This is a genomic window from Rugamonas fusca (genome assembly GCF_014042365.1).
GTDB lineage: Bacteria > Pseudomonadota > Gammaproteobacteria > Burkholderiales > Burkholderiaceae_D > Rugamonas > Rugamonas fusca.
Map to the genome: position 1 here is coordinate 13255 of NZ_JACEZS010000040.1, position 16608 is coordinate 29862.

The following is a 16608-nucleotide window of genomic DNA, read 5'->3' on the forward strand; positions in this document are numbered from 1 at the left end:
AGCTCTTGGCTTGAACGCCGGGAGCTTTTTTTTTATGGAATTTGTATGCTGATTAATTGCGTGGTGTACCAGGATGGCCAGAAGCTGGCCGACATTCCCGTCAAGGACATCAGCGAATATGTATGCCGGCCCGAGTGCTTCGTGTGGGTGGCGCTGCGCGACGCGGACGCGGCCGAGCTGTCCGTGATGCAGGAGGAATTCGGCCTGCACGAACTGGCCGTGGAGGATGCGCAGCGCGGCAACCAGCGCCCCAAGATCGAGGAGTATGGCGACTCGCTGTTCGTGGTGGCCAAGATGGTGGAGTTCGAAAAGGAGCAGCTGACGGTGGGCGAGGTGGACGTGTTCGTCGGCCCCAACTACGTGCTGTCGAACCGCAGCAACAGCAGCCACGGTTTCCTCGGCGTGCGGGCGCGCGCGGAACGCGAGCCGCATTTGCTGCGCCAGGGCCCGGCCTTCGTGCTATACGCCTTGCTCGACGCCGTGGTGGACCGCTATTTCCCCGTGGCCGATGCGCTGGAAGTGGAACTGGAAGAGATCGAGGAGCGCATCTTCCTGCACGGCTCGCAGCGCGACAACATCGAACGGCTGTATGAACTCAAGCGCAAGGTGATGGCCGTGCGCCATGCCGTGATGCCGCTGATGGAGGCCACGGGCAAGCTGCATGGCGGCCGGGTGCCGTCCATGTGCCTGGATACCCAGGAATACTTCCGCGACGTGCACGACCACCTGCACCGCATCAGCGCCACGCTCGACAACGTGCGCGACACCATCAGCACGGCGATCCAGGTCAACCTGTCGATGGTGGCCATCGAGGAGGGCGAAGTGAACAAGCGGCTGGCCGCGTGGGCCGCCATCTTCGCCATCTGCACCGCGTTCGCCGGCATCTGGGGCATGAACTTCAAGGTCATGCCGGAGCTGGAATGGAAGTACGGTTATCCGGCCGCCGTCGCCATCATGGTGTCGGTGTGCCTGTACCTGTACCGGCGCTTCAAGCGCGCCGGCTGGCTGTAGCCGCTTTCAGGATCAGGCGGCCGGCTGTCCGGCCGCCATCGACAGGGCCACGGCTTCGGCCACCTTGATGCCATCCACGCCGGCCGACAGGATGCCGCCCGCGTAGCCGGCCCCTTCGCCGGCCGGGAACAGGCCGCGCGTGTTCAGGCTTTGCAGCGTGTCGTCGCGGCGCTTGATGCGGATCGGCGACGAGGTGCGCGTCTCCAGTCCGGTCAGCACGGCGTCGTGCTTGAAGTAGCCCTTGATCTGCTTGTCGAAGGCGGGGAACGCTTCGCGCAAGGCCGTGACGGCGAATTCGGGCAGGATGGTGGCCAGGTCCGTCAGGTGCACGCCTGGTTTGTAGGACGGGATCACGCTGCCAAATTCGGTCGAGGCGCGGCCGGCCACGAAGTCGCCCATCAGCTGGCCCGGCGCGTTGTAGGTGCCGCCGCCCAGCTCGAACGCCTTTTCCTCCAGCCGGCGCTGGAATTCCACGCCAGCCAGCGGGTGGCCCGGATAATCGACTTCGGGCGAGATGCTGACCACGATGGCGCTGTTGGCGTTGCGCTCGTTGCGCGAATACTGGCTCATGCCGTTGGTGACCACGCGGCCCGGTTCGGACGCCGCCGCCACCACCGTGCCGCCGGGGCACATGCAGAAGCTGTACACGGCGCGGCCGTTGGAGGCGTGGTACACCAGCTTGTAGTCGGCCGCGCCCAGGATGGGGTGGCCGGCGTTGGGGCCGAAGCGGCACTGGTCGATCAGCGACTGCGGGTGCTCGACCCGGAAGCCGATCGAGAACGGCTTGGCTTCGATGTACACGCCGCGCTCGTACAGCATCTGGAAGGTGTCGCGCGCGCTGTGGCCGATGGCCAGCACCACGTGGCGGGTGGCGATCTTGTCGCCGTTTTCCAGCGTCACGCCGCGCACCTGGCCGCCCTCGGGCGTTTGCTCGATGTCGATGTCCACCACCTTGCTCTCGAAGCGGTATTCGCCGCCCAGCGCCTCGACGGTGGCGCGCATCTCCTCGACCATCTTGACCAGGCGGAAGGTGCCGATGTGCGGCTTGCTCACGTACAGGATTTCCTCGGGCGCGCCGGCCTTGACGAATTCCGTCAGCACCTTGCGGCCGTAGTGCTTGGGGTCCTTGATCTGGCTGTACAGTTTGCCGTCCGAGAAGGTACCGGCGCCGCCTTCGCCGAACTGCACGTTCGATTCCGGGTTCAGCTTGCGCTTGCGCCAGAAGCCGAAGGTGTCGACGGTGCGGTCGCGCACCTGCTTGCCGCGCTCGAGGATGATGGGGCGCAAACCCATCTGGGCCAGGATCAGGGCCGCGAACAGGCCGCACGGGCCGGTGCCGATTACGACGGGGCGCTCGTTGCCATCGTGGCCGGCCAGCTGCTGCCCGTTGGCGACGAATTTGTACGAGGTGTCGGGCGCGGGCATCAGGTGGATGTCGTGCTTGAGGCGGGCCAGCACGGCCGCCTCGTTGGCCACGTCCACGTCGATCGCATAGATCAGGACGATGGCCGATTTCTTGCGCGCATCGTAGCTGCGTTTGAAGACGGTGTAGCCGCGCAGGTCAGCGGCCGGGATGCCCAGCCGGGCCAGGATGGCGGCCGGCAGTTCCGGCTCGGTGTGGTTCAGCGGGAGTTTGACTTCATTGATTCGCAGCATGATGGTTTCGTTCTGTGGTTCCAAGGCTCCGTAGCTAACGGAGAGCGGGGCGGCGCCGGAGCGCGCGACAACCCGCCATTCTACCGTACCGGGATCAGGCTGGTTCGCCTCCTGGAAGATTTGATTGTCAAGCGCAGCGCCTAATTTATCGATGGGCGTGTTGTATTTTTAGCGAAATTTCCAAAAAATCCTCATTGCTGTCAGGGCTATGTATCTTAATGTATCTTAATGTTGCTACAATCAAAACCTTGTTGGCAGGAACAATGTTCATTTCTGCCAATAAACGGACAGGACCGCTGCGGCGGTTTTTTTTATTGGTGCTGGCGGCCGCGAACCGCTGATCACCACGTTGAGGGAGTCTTTGAATGCAGAAGAAAATCATTGTCCAGGCCATCGCGTTGCTTGGCTGCGTGGGCTGGAGCCAGGGGGCTTTCGCCGCCGACGAGGCGAACGTCGAGCGCGTCGTCATCACTGGTTCCAACCTGAAGCGTACCGCGACGGAGAATCCGTCCGTGGTGCAGGTGCTGACCAAGAAGGACATCGAGCATACGGGCGCCGTGTCGGTGGCCGACCTGATCGCCAAGGTGCCGGCCCTCGGTTCGAACAACCAGGTCGATGCGCGCGACGGCGGCTTCTCCAAGGGCCTGGCCACGGCTTCTCTGCGCGGCCTCGGTTCGGCCTCTACCCTGATCCTGATCAACGGCCGCCGCATGTCGCCGGCCGCCTACGCCGACCCGAACGCGGGCCAGTCGACCCAGTACGACCTGAACTCCATCCCGCTGTCGGCGCTGGAGCGGGTCGAAATCCTGAAGGATGGCGCATCGGCCGTGTACGGTTCGGACGCGATCGGCGGCGTGATCAACTTCATCACCAAGAGCAATTACAAAGGCGGCGAGCTGACCCTGCAGGCCAGCCGCAACGAGGATAACGCGTTCGGCCGCTCGGGCCTGAACGGCGTGGTCGGCTTCGGCGACCTGGAAGAGAACCACTACAACGCCTTCGTCGCGTTCGACGTATCGCAGCGTGACCGCACCCTGCTGAAGGACGCCAAGTCGTCGCAGGTGGAACAGAGCCGCATCATGGACGGCCGCCTGAGCAGCTTCTACAGCGGCATCAGCGGCTACCCCGTGTTCTACAAGGAAAAGAAACTGGGCAGCGGCAGCTTCAACCAGTATGTCAGCGCCGACCTGGGCTGCAACCCGGCCGACGTGCGCACCGGCTCCACGGCCCTGGTGCCGATGAAGTCCAATGACCCGCTGATCGGCAACAAGTTCTGCAACTACGATGGCTGGCAGTACGAGGATGCGGAGGGCAAGAACCGCAGCAACAACGTGCTGGCACGCGCCGAATTCAAGCTGGGCGGCGACCTGAAGGCGTTCACGGAAGCGGCCTACAGCCAGTCCGAACTGTTCTACGATGGCGTGTCGCGCACGATGACCGGCCGCAGCATCACCACCGTGTTCCCGAAAGAGGGCGCCGGTACCCCGTTCCGTCCCGTGCTGGGCGTGAACCATCCGGACAACCCGACCCGCGGCACGGCCAATCCGGTGCCGGTGGCCGTGGCCTACCGCTTCGTCAACGCCCCTGGCGGCAGCTCCAACGAGAACAAGTCCACCCGCCTGCTGGCTGGCCTGCAGGGCAGCAACTTCGGCTGGGATTGGGATAGCGCGCTGCTGTACAACGACTCCAAGCGCCACCAGCTGTCGAACGGCTTCCTGTACCTGCCTATCGTGCAGACCCTGATGACCCAGAACGTGCCGCTGGCCACCATCGCCAGCACCCCGGGCGTGACGCGCAACGTCACCCTGGACGGCAAGTCCAGCCTGACCCAGTGGGACCTGAAGGGTAGCACCGAGTTCGGCCAGCTGCCCGGCGGCGCGCTGGGCCTGGCCGTGGGTACGGAACTGAAGCAGGAAAAGATGAACCTGGTGCCCGATCCGCTGACCGTGGACGGCAAGATCATCGGCCTGGTCAATACCTACTCGGACGCCAAGCGCAACGTGCGTTCGGCCTTCGTCGAACTGCGCACGCCGTTCTTCAAGACCTTCGAGATGGACTTCGCCGGCCGCTACGACAAGTACGATGGCTTCAAGTCGCACTTCACGCCGAAAGTGGGCGCGAAATGGGACGTGACGCCGACCTTCGCGCTGCGCAGCACCTACTCGGAAGGCTTCCGCGCACCATCGCTGACCCAGATGGTCAACGGCGGCACCCAGTACTTCGTCAACAACTTCGAGGACAAGCTGCGCTGCAACAAGCCCGGTTCGGATTCGACCGACTGCGTCAAGAGCCTGTCCGGCATCGCGGCCGCCAACAAGGACCTGGAACCGGAAACCGCGCGCAGCTTCACGGCTGGCCTGATCTTCTCGCCATCGAGCAGCATCGACATCCTGGTCGACTACTACAGCATCCGCAAGGACAAGGAAGTGGACCTGCTGTCGAACACGGCCGTGGTGGACAATCCGAAGTACGCCGACCTGGTCAAGCGTGACCAGAACCCTGGCACCTGGCTGGTGGACGCGAACGGCAAGCCGATCCCGAACACGGGGCCGCTGATCTCGATCGCCACCCCGTACGTCAACGCCGGCGGCACCCGCACCAGCGGCGTGGACCTGGAACTGGACGTGCGCAACTCGCTGGGCGATCTGGGCAAGCTGTCGTCGCGCCTGAACTACACCTATGTGTTCGACTACAAGAAGGCGGCCTTGCTGGGTGATCCGATGTTCGACCTGGTGGGCACCAACGGCGCCATCAGCAACGACACCACCAGCGTGGGCGAAGTGCCGCGCATCCGCGCCACGCTGTCGAGCACCTGGAGCTACAACGCGCACAATCTGACGGCCAACGTGAACTACGTATCGTCGATTTCGATGATGGCGCGCTACAGCACCCAGGAAGACGGCACGGTCGGCCCATACGACCAGCCATACTGCCAGTATGGCCGTCCGTCGTTGAACCCGCAGTACACCAAGTTCTACCCGGACTGCGAAGTGCACAGCTGGACCACGGTGGACCTGGCCTACGCCTATTCGGGCATCAAGAACACGGTGTTGAGCTTCAACGTGGCCAACCTGTTCGACTCGAAGGCGCCGTATGACCCGAGCTATGCGACGGCTGGCTACAATACGTCGCTGCATAATGCCCGCGGCCGTTTCTTCACCGTCAAGGCCAACTACAAGTTCTGATGACCTTCCGGTCCTGAACCGCGACAACGCCGCCACGCTCACGCCTGGCGGCGTTTTTTTTTGCGGCGGCGGCAGGACGAAAAAAGGGGCGGTGATCGCTCACCGCCCCCAGGCCCGCTAAGGCAACGTCAGTTCAGTTCAGCTCAGAAGAACTTGTAGCTGGCGCCGACCTTGACGTAGCGGCCGATGGCGCCGGAGGCGTCCATCGGGTTGTAGCTCATGCCGCCGTAGGTGAGCGGGTCGAGCGGCGCGATCTTGTCGAACACGTTGTTGACCGAGGCGAACAGCTGCAGCTGCTTGCTGTAGTTCCAGCGCGCCGACATGTCGACCGTGGTGAACGAGGCGATGCGGCAGTTGCCCGGCGCATCGGCCCCGCTGGCCAGGTGCGAGGCGCACAGGTCGCCCGCGAACAGCACGTTCTTCATGTCCGAACGGTAGTTGGCGATGGCGGCGAAGTTCCAGGCCGCGCTCGGATCCCAGCTGGCGTTGACGCTGATCTTGTCTTTCGGCGTGCCGGCGCAGTTGGAGGTGTCGCAGTTGCCATGGGTGCCGGCGAACTGGTAGCGGGTGGTGGCCGACTCGGCGCGCACCCACGACGCCACGTGGGTCCAGGTCAGGCCGATGTTGCCGCGGCCGTAGGCGCCCAGGCGCAGGCGCTGTTTCACGTCCAGGTCGATCCCCTTGACTTCCGTGAAGCTGGAATTGCGGTACGGGGCCTTGGTGATCAGCAGCGTGCCCGTGTTGGGCACCACCACGCCGTTGATGGTCAGGTTGTTGTCGGCGCGGATCGCGCTCGGCAACGCGGCCGCCTCGTTGTACGGCAGCGGGTTGATCTCGTCGGAGCGCTTGATCTTCCAGCCGTCCAGCGACAGGCTCAGGTCGTTAAGGGGATCCCACACCATGCCCAGCGTGTAGCCTTTCGACTTTTCCGGACGCAGGTTGGGGTCGCCGATCTTGACGGCGGCCACGGAGGCGGCGCAGTCGGTCGAGGTGGCGCCCGGCAGCGGGGTGCCGTTCGGGCAGCGCACCGGATCGCGCACGGTCGAGGTGCCGGTCGATTGCGACTGGGCGCTGTTCTCGGCCGCGCCTGGCGCACGGAAGCCTTCCGTGTAGGTGCCGCGCAGCGCGAAGGTCTTGAGCGGGGTCCATTTCACGCCCGCTTTCGGGGTGGTCGAGGTGAAGTGGTCGTAGTGGTCGTAACGCAGGGCGGCCGACAGCTCCACCGTCTTGACGATGGGCGCCAGCAGTTCGGCGTACACGGCCGAGACCTTGCTCTCGCCGAAGGCGGCCACGTAGCTGGAGTTGATGGTGCCGTTCTCGGAGCCCGACAGCGATGGATTGCTCAGCTTGTCCTGGCGGTGTTCGCCACCGACGGCCAGCGCCAGGTTGCCGCCCGGCAGGGCGAACAGTTCACGCGAGGCTTTCACGTCCACGATGTTGAGTTTGGTGGTCGAGTCGGAGCTGGCGTTGGTTACCATGGCCGCGTACAGCGAGGCCGGGTTCTTGTACGCTTCGGCGCCCAGGTAGTACGGGAAGTACTTGCTGGTCGGATCGCCCAGCGCGGCCTTGACCACGGCCATGTTCAGCATGTTGCTGTAGTCCAGGTGCAGCTTGGATTCGGAATGGGCGAAGCCGGCGTCGTAATCCCAGCCGCCGGCCGTGCCCTTGACGCCGACCACGAAGCGGTTGAATTCGTTGTTGGCGCTGCGCGTGCTCGGGCCCACGTCGAAGGCGGCGTAGCGCACGCGCGCGGCGGCGCCGAACGGGTTCTGCGGATGGCTGGGGGCCAGCACGATGGTGGTGCCGGCGCCGGAGCCGAAGTTGAGCACGCCGTTCGGGTTGCCGGCGTTGGGCGGGAAGGCCACGGTCGGGGTGATCGATGGCGGCGTCAGCGTGAAGGCCGTGTCGCGCTTGGAGTAGCCGGCCTCGGCGTAGACCTGGGTCTCGTCGTTCAGCTGCCAGGTGCCGCGCGTGTACAGGTTCACGCCTTCGATGTCCGGCTGCATGTCGCGGAACTGGTCCTGGTGCCACAGGCAGCCGCCTTTCGGATCCTGCGGGGTGGAGGCCGACAGGCTCGCGCAGCCCGGCAGCGACTGGTAGGCCAGGGTGGCCGGGTTGCGGATCGAGCCGGCCGGGCTGGCCGCGGCCGAGTTCACGCCGCTGATGTAGCCGGAGGCGAACTGGGTGCCGATCGGGAAGCCGTAGGGGCGCAGGTCGCCCTTGCCGATCCAGGCGCGGTCGGCGCGGTCGCGGTTGGCCAGGCGGTCGGACTGGAAGTATTCGGCGTTGACGACGACGTTGTACTTGTCCTCGTCCAGGCTGCCCTGGCCCCAGGTGAGGGAAGCCTTGTTCTGCTTGGCGTCGCTGTAGCGCGAGGTGCCCGTCTCGCCGCGCACGGTCAAGCCCTGGAAGTCCTTGCGCAGGATGATGTTGACCACGCCGGCGATGGCGTCGGCGCCGTAGGTGGACGAGGCGCCATCCTTGAGGATCTCGATGCGCTCGACGATCTGCATCGGCACCGTGGACAGGTCGGTGAAGCTCTTCTGGCCGTCGTCGGCGCGTGCGAACGGCGCCATGCGGCGGCCGTTGAGCAGTACCAGGGTCGAGGTGGCGCCCAGGCCGCGCAGCGAGATGGCGGTGGAACCGGCCGCGAAGCCGTTGCCAAAGCCGGTGGGCAGCGAGCCGGCGCCGTCGGCCGTCAGGGTTTGCAGGTACTCGGCCACGGTGGCCTTGCCCGACTTGATCAGGTCGTCGCGGCCGATGATCTGGACTGGGGAAGCGGTCTCGGCGGACGCGCGCTTGATGCTCGAACCGGTGATCTCAACGCGCTGGATGCTGGTGCCGGTTTCCTGCGCCATGGCTGGTTGAGCCAGCAGGCCCAGGCCGATTGCCGCTGCGCCGCCAGAACAGATCAGGCGGACCGAGCGTGCTAACACTGTTTCCATCATCATAAACACAACCTCTCAAGTGATTTGTAAAGCGACGCGCGGCCCGCCCGCCTTTGGGCGGGAACGCAGCGGACGCGTTGCGGTGGCGCGAAAAGCGTCGTGCGCTTTTCGAGCGGCCCATCAAATCATTTGTCAAAATTGATGTCAATGAAGGAAGATTATGTATCGTATTGCAATAATCGGGCGCGGCGGCGGCGCGCGTGGCGGTATTTTTGCGTAAGTCGAGCTTAAGTTTGACTTAAGTTTCGCTTACCTGTGCTTAACGTGTTTTTTGAAAGTACCAGTGCGAGGGGCCGGCGAACGGCGCAAAAAAACGCGCGGCTGTGCCATTTCCGCCACAGCCGGCCCATCCGTTACAGTCCACTAGATGCCGCCCCAGATGGCGTTCAGGGTGGCCAGCGCCGTCAGGCCGGCCGTCTCGGTGCGCAGGATGCGCGGTCCCATGCCCAGCGCCAGCGCGCCATGGGCCAGCGCGGCCTGTTCCTCGGCCTCGCTCAAGCCGCCTTCAGGGCCGATCACGAAGGTGAGCGCCTGCGGCGACTGGTGGCGCGCCCAGCCGGCCAGCGATTGCTCGGCGCGCGGGCTGAGGATGACGCGCCGGTGCAGGTCCTGCTGGGTGATCCAGTGGCGGTAGTCCTGCAGGGCGCCCAGCTGGGCCAGCCGGTTGCGCCCGCTTTGCTCGGACGCGGCCACGATGATGCCTTGCCAGTGCGCCAGTTTTTTCTCGGCCCGTTCGGGCGCCAGCCGTACCACGCAGCGCTGCGCGGCCAGCGGCACGATGGCGGCCGCGCCCAGTTCCACCGCCTTTTCCACGATCCAGTCCATCTTGCTGCCTTCGGGCAGGGCCTGGGCCAGCGTGATGGCGTAGGGCAGTTCCACGTCGCGCGCCACATGGGCCTTGACGGTGGCCGTCGCGCCGCGCCGCTCGATGTGCGTCAGCATGGCGCTGTATTCGCCGCCGTCGCCGTTGAACAGCGTGATCAGCTCGCCCGGCGCCAGCCGCAGCACCTGGACGTGGTGCGCCACCGTGTCGGGCAGGCTGAGGTCGAGGCCGAGGGACAGGGGCTGGGGGCAGTAAAAGCGGGGCATGGGGGCTTCCTGGGTGGATGGAGACAATGGCGGCGCAATGCCGCTGGCAGGATGGTAATGGCGCGCGGGCCGGATGGGAAGCGGTTTCGGCCGTTGGAACCGGCGGGGGCGGTGTGCAAGGGAGGCAGCCGGCCATGGCGGCCGGCAAGGCACAAATGAAAAGCCCGCCGGCGGTGCGGCGGGCCTGGGGGGCGCCGGGCCGCTGGCGGCCCGGACGTCCGGTTCAGCTTAGAACCGGGCCGACGCGGTCACATAGAACTCGCGGCCCAGCGGGCTGTTGTAACGGCCATCGTAACCCACCTGGTTGCCGCCGCCGGCCGTGCGGTCGGAGAACGCCGGCTTGGTGTCGAGCAGGTTCTTGATGCCGGCCGTGACGGCGAACATCTTGTTGAGCTGCGCGCGGGTCTGCCAGTCGAAGGTCTGGTAGGAACTGACGTCCCGCTTCATGTCGACGAAGTCGCCCAGCGTGCCGTCGGGGTTGACCGATTTCACCACGGCGTCGTCGGCCGTGACCACCTGGTCGTGGTAGCCGGAACGGTAGTTCATGGCCAGCGTGTGGGTGTAGATGCCCGATTGCAGGGTGGCGGCCAGGCGGGTGATCACGCGGGCGGTGGCGTTGTTGTAGGCGTCGAATCGGCCCAGGCTGCTCTCGGTGGGGTTGCCCGGAACGTCTTTTTCCGATTTCAGCATATAGGTGCCGGTCCAGGTGACGGTCAGGTTGCCCAGGCCCGTCTTGCTCTTGAACGTGCTATCCCAGTCGATGCCCTGGTAGTGCGAGCCGGCCAGGTTGAAGTAGGGCAGCAGCGTGACCAGCTTGTTCTGGCCCTGGCCCGCGTCGTACACCGTCGAGAACAGGCTGTTGTAGGTGGCGGGGTTGGCGAACGGGAAGGTTTCCGGCAACTGGTCGATCTGGTCGGTCAGCTTGACGTTCCACAGGTCCATGCCGAACGACAGGTTGTTGCTCGGTTCGACGCGGAAGCCCACCGTGTACTGTTTCGACTGTTCCGGACGCAAGCCATTGGCGCCGCTCAGCGCATTGCCGCCCGAGGTCAGCGCGTACTGGGTGTTGCCCATGCAGTCGTTGGCGCGCGGGTCCGGTGCCTTGACTGGGCAGGCGTATTTGCCCGAGGTCACGCCGAAGTCGGAAACGGGCTTGGTGATCTGCTCCAGCTCGGCCACCTTGAAGCCGGTGCCGTAGGACGCGCGCAGCAGGACCGTGTCGACCGGGTTGTAGCGCAGCGACAGTTTGTAGGTCGTCTTCGACGCCTTGTTGCCTTGCGTGGCTGAACCGATCAGCTTGCTGTCGAGGTCGTACACCTTGTTGTTCCTGGCCGCGTCGTAGCTGTCGTAACGCAGGGCGCCATTCAGTTCCAGGTTCTTCTGTACCGGCACCGCCAGTTCAGCGAACGAACCCCAGTTCTTGCGGCTGGCGTCGACCGGCAGCGCGCCCGGTGCGCTGCCGAGCACGGTATCGGTCCAGTCTGGCTGTTGCGGGTTGGGGCCCTGGGTGATCGCGCTAGGCGTGTTGGCATAGCTTTGCTTGGTGTAGTCCGCGCCCAGGCCCAGTTGGGCGGCGCCGCCGGGCACGTTGAACACGGCGCCCGAGCCGCGCACGCTCAGCACGTCGAGCTTGGTCTTGATCTCGTTGTCCAGCTCGTGCAGGACGGCCGGCGCCAGCACGGCGGCCGAGCTGCCGGCGAAGCCGAACGGATCGAAGGTCAGGGTCTTGTACTTGTTGCGGCTCAGGAAGCCGCCATCGTAGTTATTGGTCTGCTTGTTTTCCGAATGGGTGTACGAGGCGCTGTAGTCGTAATCCTTGTAGCTGCCTTCGACGCCCAAGGCCAGGTGGCGCGCCTCCGTGTCGTACGATTCGGCGCGGCCGCCCGCATCGACCAGGCGCAAGTTCATCTGCGCTTTCTTGATGTCGGCCGGATTGACGCCCAGCTGGCCCAGGTAAGGCGTGACATTGGCGGCGAATTTCGGATCGGTCAGCGACAGGCTCAGCGTCTGGGCCGGTGGCGCGAAGCGCGCCGTTTGCTTGAATGTCGAGTCGACGGCCTCGACGAACAGCCTGGTGTCGTTGTTGAGCTTGAAGTTGCCCGAGGCGAAGAAACTGTCGCGCTGCGACTTGGGAATCAGCTGCACGGTGCCGGAATAATCGAACCAGCACGACTTGTCCGACGCGGTGCCGATATAGGCTGTCTGCGGTGCGCATTTGCCGTCGCGCAGGTAGTTGGGCGAGAACGTCAGCGGGTCGCGGTTCGGGTCCTTGAAGTTCAGCGTGACCGAGGCCGGCGTCGTGTTGACGGCCAGCTGGTACATGGAATATTGCTTGCCGCCTTCGGAGAAGCGCACAAGGCCGGTCTTGGCGAAATCGCGGTCGGCCGCGTTCAGTTCCTTTTGCTCGTCATGCGCATACGACAGCAGCACGTTGTAGCCATCGCTGTCCAGGTCGCCGAAGCCCTTGGACAGGGCGAACTTGCCGCTCTTGCCGCCCGATTTTTCCGGCGCGCTGTAGGTGCCTTCGATGTTGAAGTCCTGCTGGTTCTTTTTCAGGATGAAGTTGACCACGCCGGCGATGGCGTCCGAGCCATACAGGGCCGAGGCGCCATCGGTCAGGATTTCCACGCGCTCCACGGCCGCCAGCGGGATGCTGGCCAGGTTCACGCCGCTGCCGGAGTTGTAGGACGCCATGCGCCGGCCGTTCAGCAGCACCAGCGTGTACCCGGTGCCGATGTTGTGGATGGAAGCGGTCTGCACGCCGCCGCCACTGCCATTGACGGATTCGGAGGCGGCCACGAAACCTTGCATGGCCGGCAGCGCCTGGATCAGGTCTTCCACGCTCTTGGCGCCGGTCTTGGCGATGTCGGTGCTGGTCAGGGTCTGCACCGGCAGCGCGCCTTCGCGGGCGATGCGCTTGATCGACGAACCGGTGATCTCCACGCGCTGGATGGGCGCCTCCTGCGCCATGACGGGCTGCGCCAGCACGCCGAGGCCGGCGACCATGGCGCCGCCGGAAAACATCAGGCGTAGCGAACGCGACATAACTTTTTCCATCATCATTGCTCAACTCCTCTGGGATACAGCTGAATAAGGGAAGATGCCGCGGCATAAGCGGCGAAATAAGCAGCGAAATATTTAAACAATATTGAATATTTCGCAATTAGCATCAGACACCCTATATATCTTTTTGTCAATAATGCTCTGGTATATTATTTTGCCAAGTGTAATAATTTCGCAACGCGCGGGGTGGCCCGGCGCGGCTGGCCGCACACCGTGCCGGCGCAAGCGGGGCTGCCATTTTTCTGTTGAATAGATCGGGTCTGGTAAAATAATGGGTTCAGCCAGTGGCCGGCCGCCGCCAGGGTGGCGCGCGAGGCCGCACCGCAACCAGTTTCCCTACTTTTCGTGATAGACAGACGATGACCTCTACGCTCCCCACCACCAAAATGGCTAACGCGATCCGCGCGCTGGCAATGGACGCCGTCCAGAAGGCCAATTCCGGCCACCCAGGCATGCCGATGGGCATGGCCGAGATCGCCGTGGCCCTGTGGAGCGGCCACTACAGCCATAACCCGGCCAACCCGAAGTGGGTCAACCGCGACCGCTTCCTGTTGTCGAATGGCCACGGCTCGATGCTGCACTACGCGCTGCTGCACCTGGCCGGCTACGCGGTGAGCATGGATGACATCAAGGCCTTCCGCCAGATGCACTCCAAGACCCCGGGCCACCCGGAAGTGGATGTCACGCCGGGCGTGGAAACGACCACCGGCCCGCTGGGCCAGGGCATCGCCAACGCCGTCGGCATGGCCCTGTCCGAATACCTGCTGGCCAGCCAGTTCAACAAGCCCGGCTTCGACATCGTCGACCACTATACCTACGCCTTCGTCGGCGATGGCTGCCTGATGGAAGGCATCTCGCACGAAGTGTGCGCGCTGGCCGGCACCCTGGGCCTGAAAAAGCTGATCGCCCTGTACGACGACAACGGCATCTCGATCGACGGCAAGGTCGAAGGCTGGTTCACCGACGACACGCCCAAGCGTTTCGAAGCCTACGGCTGGAACGTGATCCGCGCCGTGGACGGCCATGACGTGGCCGCCGTGAGCGCCGCCATCGCCGCCGCCAAGCAAGCCGACAAGCCAACCCTGATCTGCTGCAAGACCGTGATCGGCAAGGGTTCGCCCAACCTGCAAGGCGGCGACAAGGTGCACGGCGCCGCGCTGGGCGAGAAGGAAGTGGCGGCCGTGCGCGAGTACATCGGCTGGGACGCCGCCCCGTTCGAGGTGCCGGCCGACGTGTATGCGGCCTGGGACGCGAAGGCGGCCGGCGCCGCCCGCGAAGGCGCGTGGAATGAGCTGTTCGCCGCCTACGCCAAGCAATTCCCGGCCGAAGCGGCCGAACTGAGCCGCCGCATGGCCGGCGAACTGCCGGCCGCGTTCGAAGGCGCGCTGGCCGCCGCCATCGCCTCCTGCGTGGAAAAGAAGGAAAACATCGCCACCCGCAAGGCCAGCCAGAACGCCATCCAGGCGCTGGCCCCGTCGCTGCCCGAATTCCTGGGCGGCTCGGCCGACCTGACCGGCTCCAACCTGACCAACTGGAAGGAATGCGTGGCCCTGCGTTCGGGCCAGCCGGGCAACCACATCAACTACGGCGTGCGTGAATTCGGCATGAGCGCCATCATGAACGGCGTCGCCCTGCATGGCGGCTTCATCCCGTTCGGCGCCACCTTCCTGACCTTCTCGGACTACAGCCGCAACGCGCTGCGCATGGCCGCGCTGATGAAGCAGCGTTCGATCTTCGTGTTCACCCACGATTCGATCGGCCTGGGCGAAGACGGCCCGACTCACCAGTCGGTCGAGCACATCTCGTCGATGCGTTTGATCCCCAACCTGGACAACTGGCGTCCCTGCGACACGGTGGAATCGGCCGTGGCCTGGGGCGAGGCCGTCAAGCGCCAGCATGGCCCATCGACGCTGATCTTCTCGCGCCAGAACCTGCCGTACCAGGAACGCAGCGCCCAGCAGATCGCCGACATCCGCCGCGGCGGCTACGTGCTGCGCGACGCCGCCGACGCCAAGGTGGTGCTGATCGCCACCGGCTCGGAAGTGGAACTGGCCGTGGCCGCCGCCGACGCGCTGGCCGCACAGGGCACGGCCGCGCGCGTGGTGTCGATGCCGTCGACCGACGTGTTCGACCGCCAGGACGCCGCCTACAAGGCCGCCGTGCTGGGCAAGGGTCTGCCACGCGTGGCCGTGGAAGCGGGCGTGACCGACTTCTGGTACAAGTACGTGGGCCTGGAAGGCGCCGTGGTCGGCATCGACACCTTCGGCGAATCGGCCCCGGCCGGCGTGCTGTTCAAGCACTTCGGCTTCACGGTCGACAACGTGGTGGCAAAAGTTCAATCGGTACTGGCTGCCTGAGGAGTCAAGCAGCCAGTGGCAAGTCGCTGGAACCCTTTTTTTTCATAATCAGGAGTAAAGTATGACGATCAAAGTTGCAATCAACGGTTATGGCCGCATCGGCCGCAATGTGCTGCGCGCTTTCTACGAAGGCGGCAAAAAGCAGGACATCCAGATCGTGGCCATCAACGACCTGGGCGACGCCAAGTCCAACGCCCACCTGACCCGCTATGACACGGCCCACGGCAAGTTCCCCGGCACCGTGGAAGTGGACGGCGACAACATGATCGTGAATGGCGATAAGATCCGCGTGTTCGCGCAGCGCAACCCGGCCGACATCCCATGGGGCGAGCTGGGCGTGGACGTGGTGCTCGAGTGCACCGGCTTCTTCACCAGCAAGGAAAAAGCCTCGGCTCACCTGAAAGGCGGCGCCAAGAAAGTCATCATCTCGGCCCCGGGCGGCAAGGACGTGGACGCGACCGTCGTGTTCGGCGTGAACCAGCACGTGCTGAAGTCCACCGACACCGTGATCTCGAACGCCTCGTGCACCACCAACTGCCTGGCCCCGCTGGTCAAGCCTTTGAACGACGCGATCGGCGTGGAAACCGGCCTGATGACGACCGTGCACGCCTACACCAACGACCAGGTGCTGTCGGACGTGATGCACGAAGACCTGCGCCGCGCCCGTTCGGCCACCATGAGCATGATCCCCACCAAGACCGGCGCCGCCGCCGCCGTGGGCCTGGTGCTGCCTGAGCTGAACGGCAAGCTGGACGGCTTCGCCATCCGCGTGCCGACCATCAACGTATCGCTGGTCGACCTGTCGTTCATCGCCAAGCGCGACACCACCGTGGACGAAGTGAACGCGCTGATGAAGGCCGCCGCCGAAGGCCCGCTGAAAGGCGTGCTGACCTACCAGACCGAACCGCTGGTGTCGATCGACTTCAACCACAACCCGGCCTCGTCCAACTTCGACTCGACCCTGACCAAGGTGTCGGGCCGCCTGGTCAAGGTCTCGTCGTGGTACGATAACGAGTGGGGCTTCTCGAACCGCATGCTCGACACCACCGTCGCGCTGATGACGGCCAAGTAATGCACTAACGGTGGACCTGGCCGCTTCGGTGGCCAGCTTACCGCCACAAAAAAACGCTACGCGGCTTGCGCCGGGTAGCGTTTTTTTTTGGCTATGTCCTCGTTAAGTGTGGGAAGCGCCCCACGGCAGAGCTGAGAAAATCTTCTGGGCTGGCGACACGGTTCCGATCAACAGCCCAATGCCAGCCCAAATAGTTGGGAAGATAATGGCTCGCCACGCCATGAAAT

8 protein-coding genes and 1 pseudogene are annotated in these 16608 nt (G+C 64.6%); 4 read left to right on the top strand and 5 right to left on the bottom strand.

Annotation, left to right across the window (positions count from 1 at the left end):
- The first annotated feature begins 45 nt into the window (after nt 1–45).
- On the top strand, nt 46–1011 hold the full coding sequence (gene corA / locus H3H36_RS25685; RefSeq protein ID WP_182220874.1) for a magnesium/cobalt transporter CorA: 966 nt from the start codon (nt 46–48) through the stop codon (nt 1009–1011).
- A 12-nt stretch (nt 1012–1023) separates the two neighbouring features.
- On the opposite strand, the gene H3H36_RS25690 is transcribed toward corA, so the two are convergent.
- Nucleotides 1024–2667, bottom strand: a complete 1644-nt coding sequence (locus H3H36_RS25690; protein ID WP_182220875.1) for an NAD(P)/FAD-dependent oxidoreductase — start codon at nt 2665–2667, stop codon at nt 1024–1026.
- A 365-nt stretch (nt 2668–3032) separates the two neighbouring features.
- On the opposite strand from H3H36_RS25690, the gene H3H36_RS25695 reads away from it, so the two are divergent.
- On the top strand, nt 3033–5852 hold the full coding sequence (locus H3H36_RS25695; RefSeq protein WP_182220876.1) for a TonB-dependent receptor: 2820 nt from the start codon (nt 3033–3035) through the stop codon (nt 5850–5852).
- Nucleotides 5853–5995: 143 nt separating this feature from the next.
- Here the strand turns inward: H3H36_RS25695 and H3H36_RS25700 are convergent, their stop codons facing one another.
- The 3 genes from H3H36_RS25700 to H3H36_RS25710 all read right to left on the bottom strand — a co-directional run bounded on the left by H3H36_RS25700 (nt 5996) and on the right by H3H36_RS25710 (nt 12934).
- Nucleotides 5996–8803: a TonB-dependent receptor gene (locus H3H36_RS25700; RefSeq protein WP_229220107.1), complete on the bottom strand. Its 2808-nt coding sequence runs from the start codon at nt 8801–8803 to the stop codon at nt 5996–5998.
- 360 nt (nt 8804–9163) lie between these two features.
- Nucleotides 9164–9889, bottom strand: coding sequence for a 16S rRNA (uracil(1498)-N(3))-methyltransferase (locus H3H36_RS25705; RefSeq protein WP_182220877.1), 726 nt, complete (start codon nt 9887–9889; stop codon nt 9164–9166).
- Between the two features lie 228 nt (nt 9890–10117).
- A complete protein-coding gene (locus H3H36_RS25710; RefSeq protein WP_229220108.1) occupies nt 10118–12934 on the bottom strand; it encodes a TonB-dependent receptor domain-containing protein in 2817 nt (938 codons plus the stop codon).
- A gap of 377 nt (nt 12935–13311) precedes the next feature.
- On the opposite strand from H3H36_RS25710, the gene tkt reads away from it, so the two are divergent.
- Complete coding sequence (tkt, locus tag H3H36_RS25715; RefSeq protein ID WP_182220879.1) at nt 13312–15309, top strand: transketolase; 1998 nt, start codon at nt 13312–13314, stop codon at nt 15307–15309.
- A gap of 61 nt (nt 15310–15370) precedes the next feature.
- Entirely contained in the window at nt 15371–16381 is a 1011-nt protein-coding gene (gene gap / locus H3H36_RS25720) for a type I glyceraldehyde-3-phosphate dehydrogenase (RefSeq protein WP_182220880.1), read from the top strand.
- Nucleotides 16382–16472: 91 nt separating this feature from the next.
- Here gap and H3H36_RS27280 read toward each other — a convergent pair.
- A pseudogene (locus H3H36_RS27280) lies at nt 16473–16608 on the bottom strand (IS1595 family transposase); the annotation flags it as partial.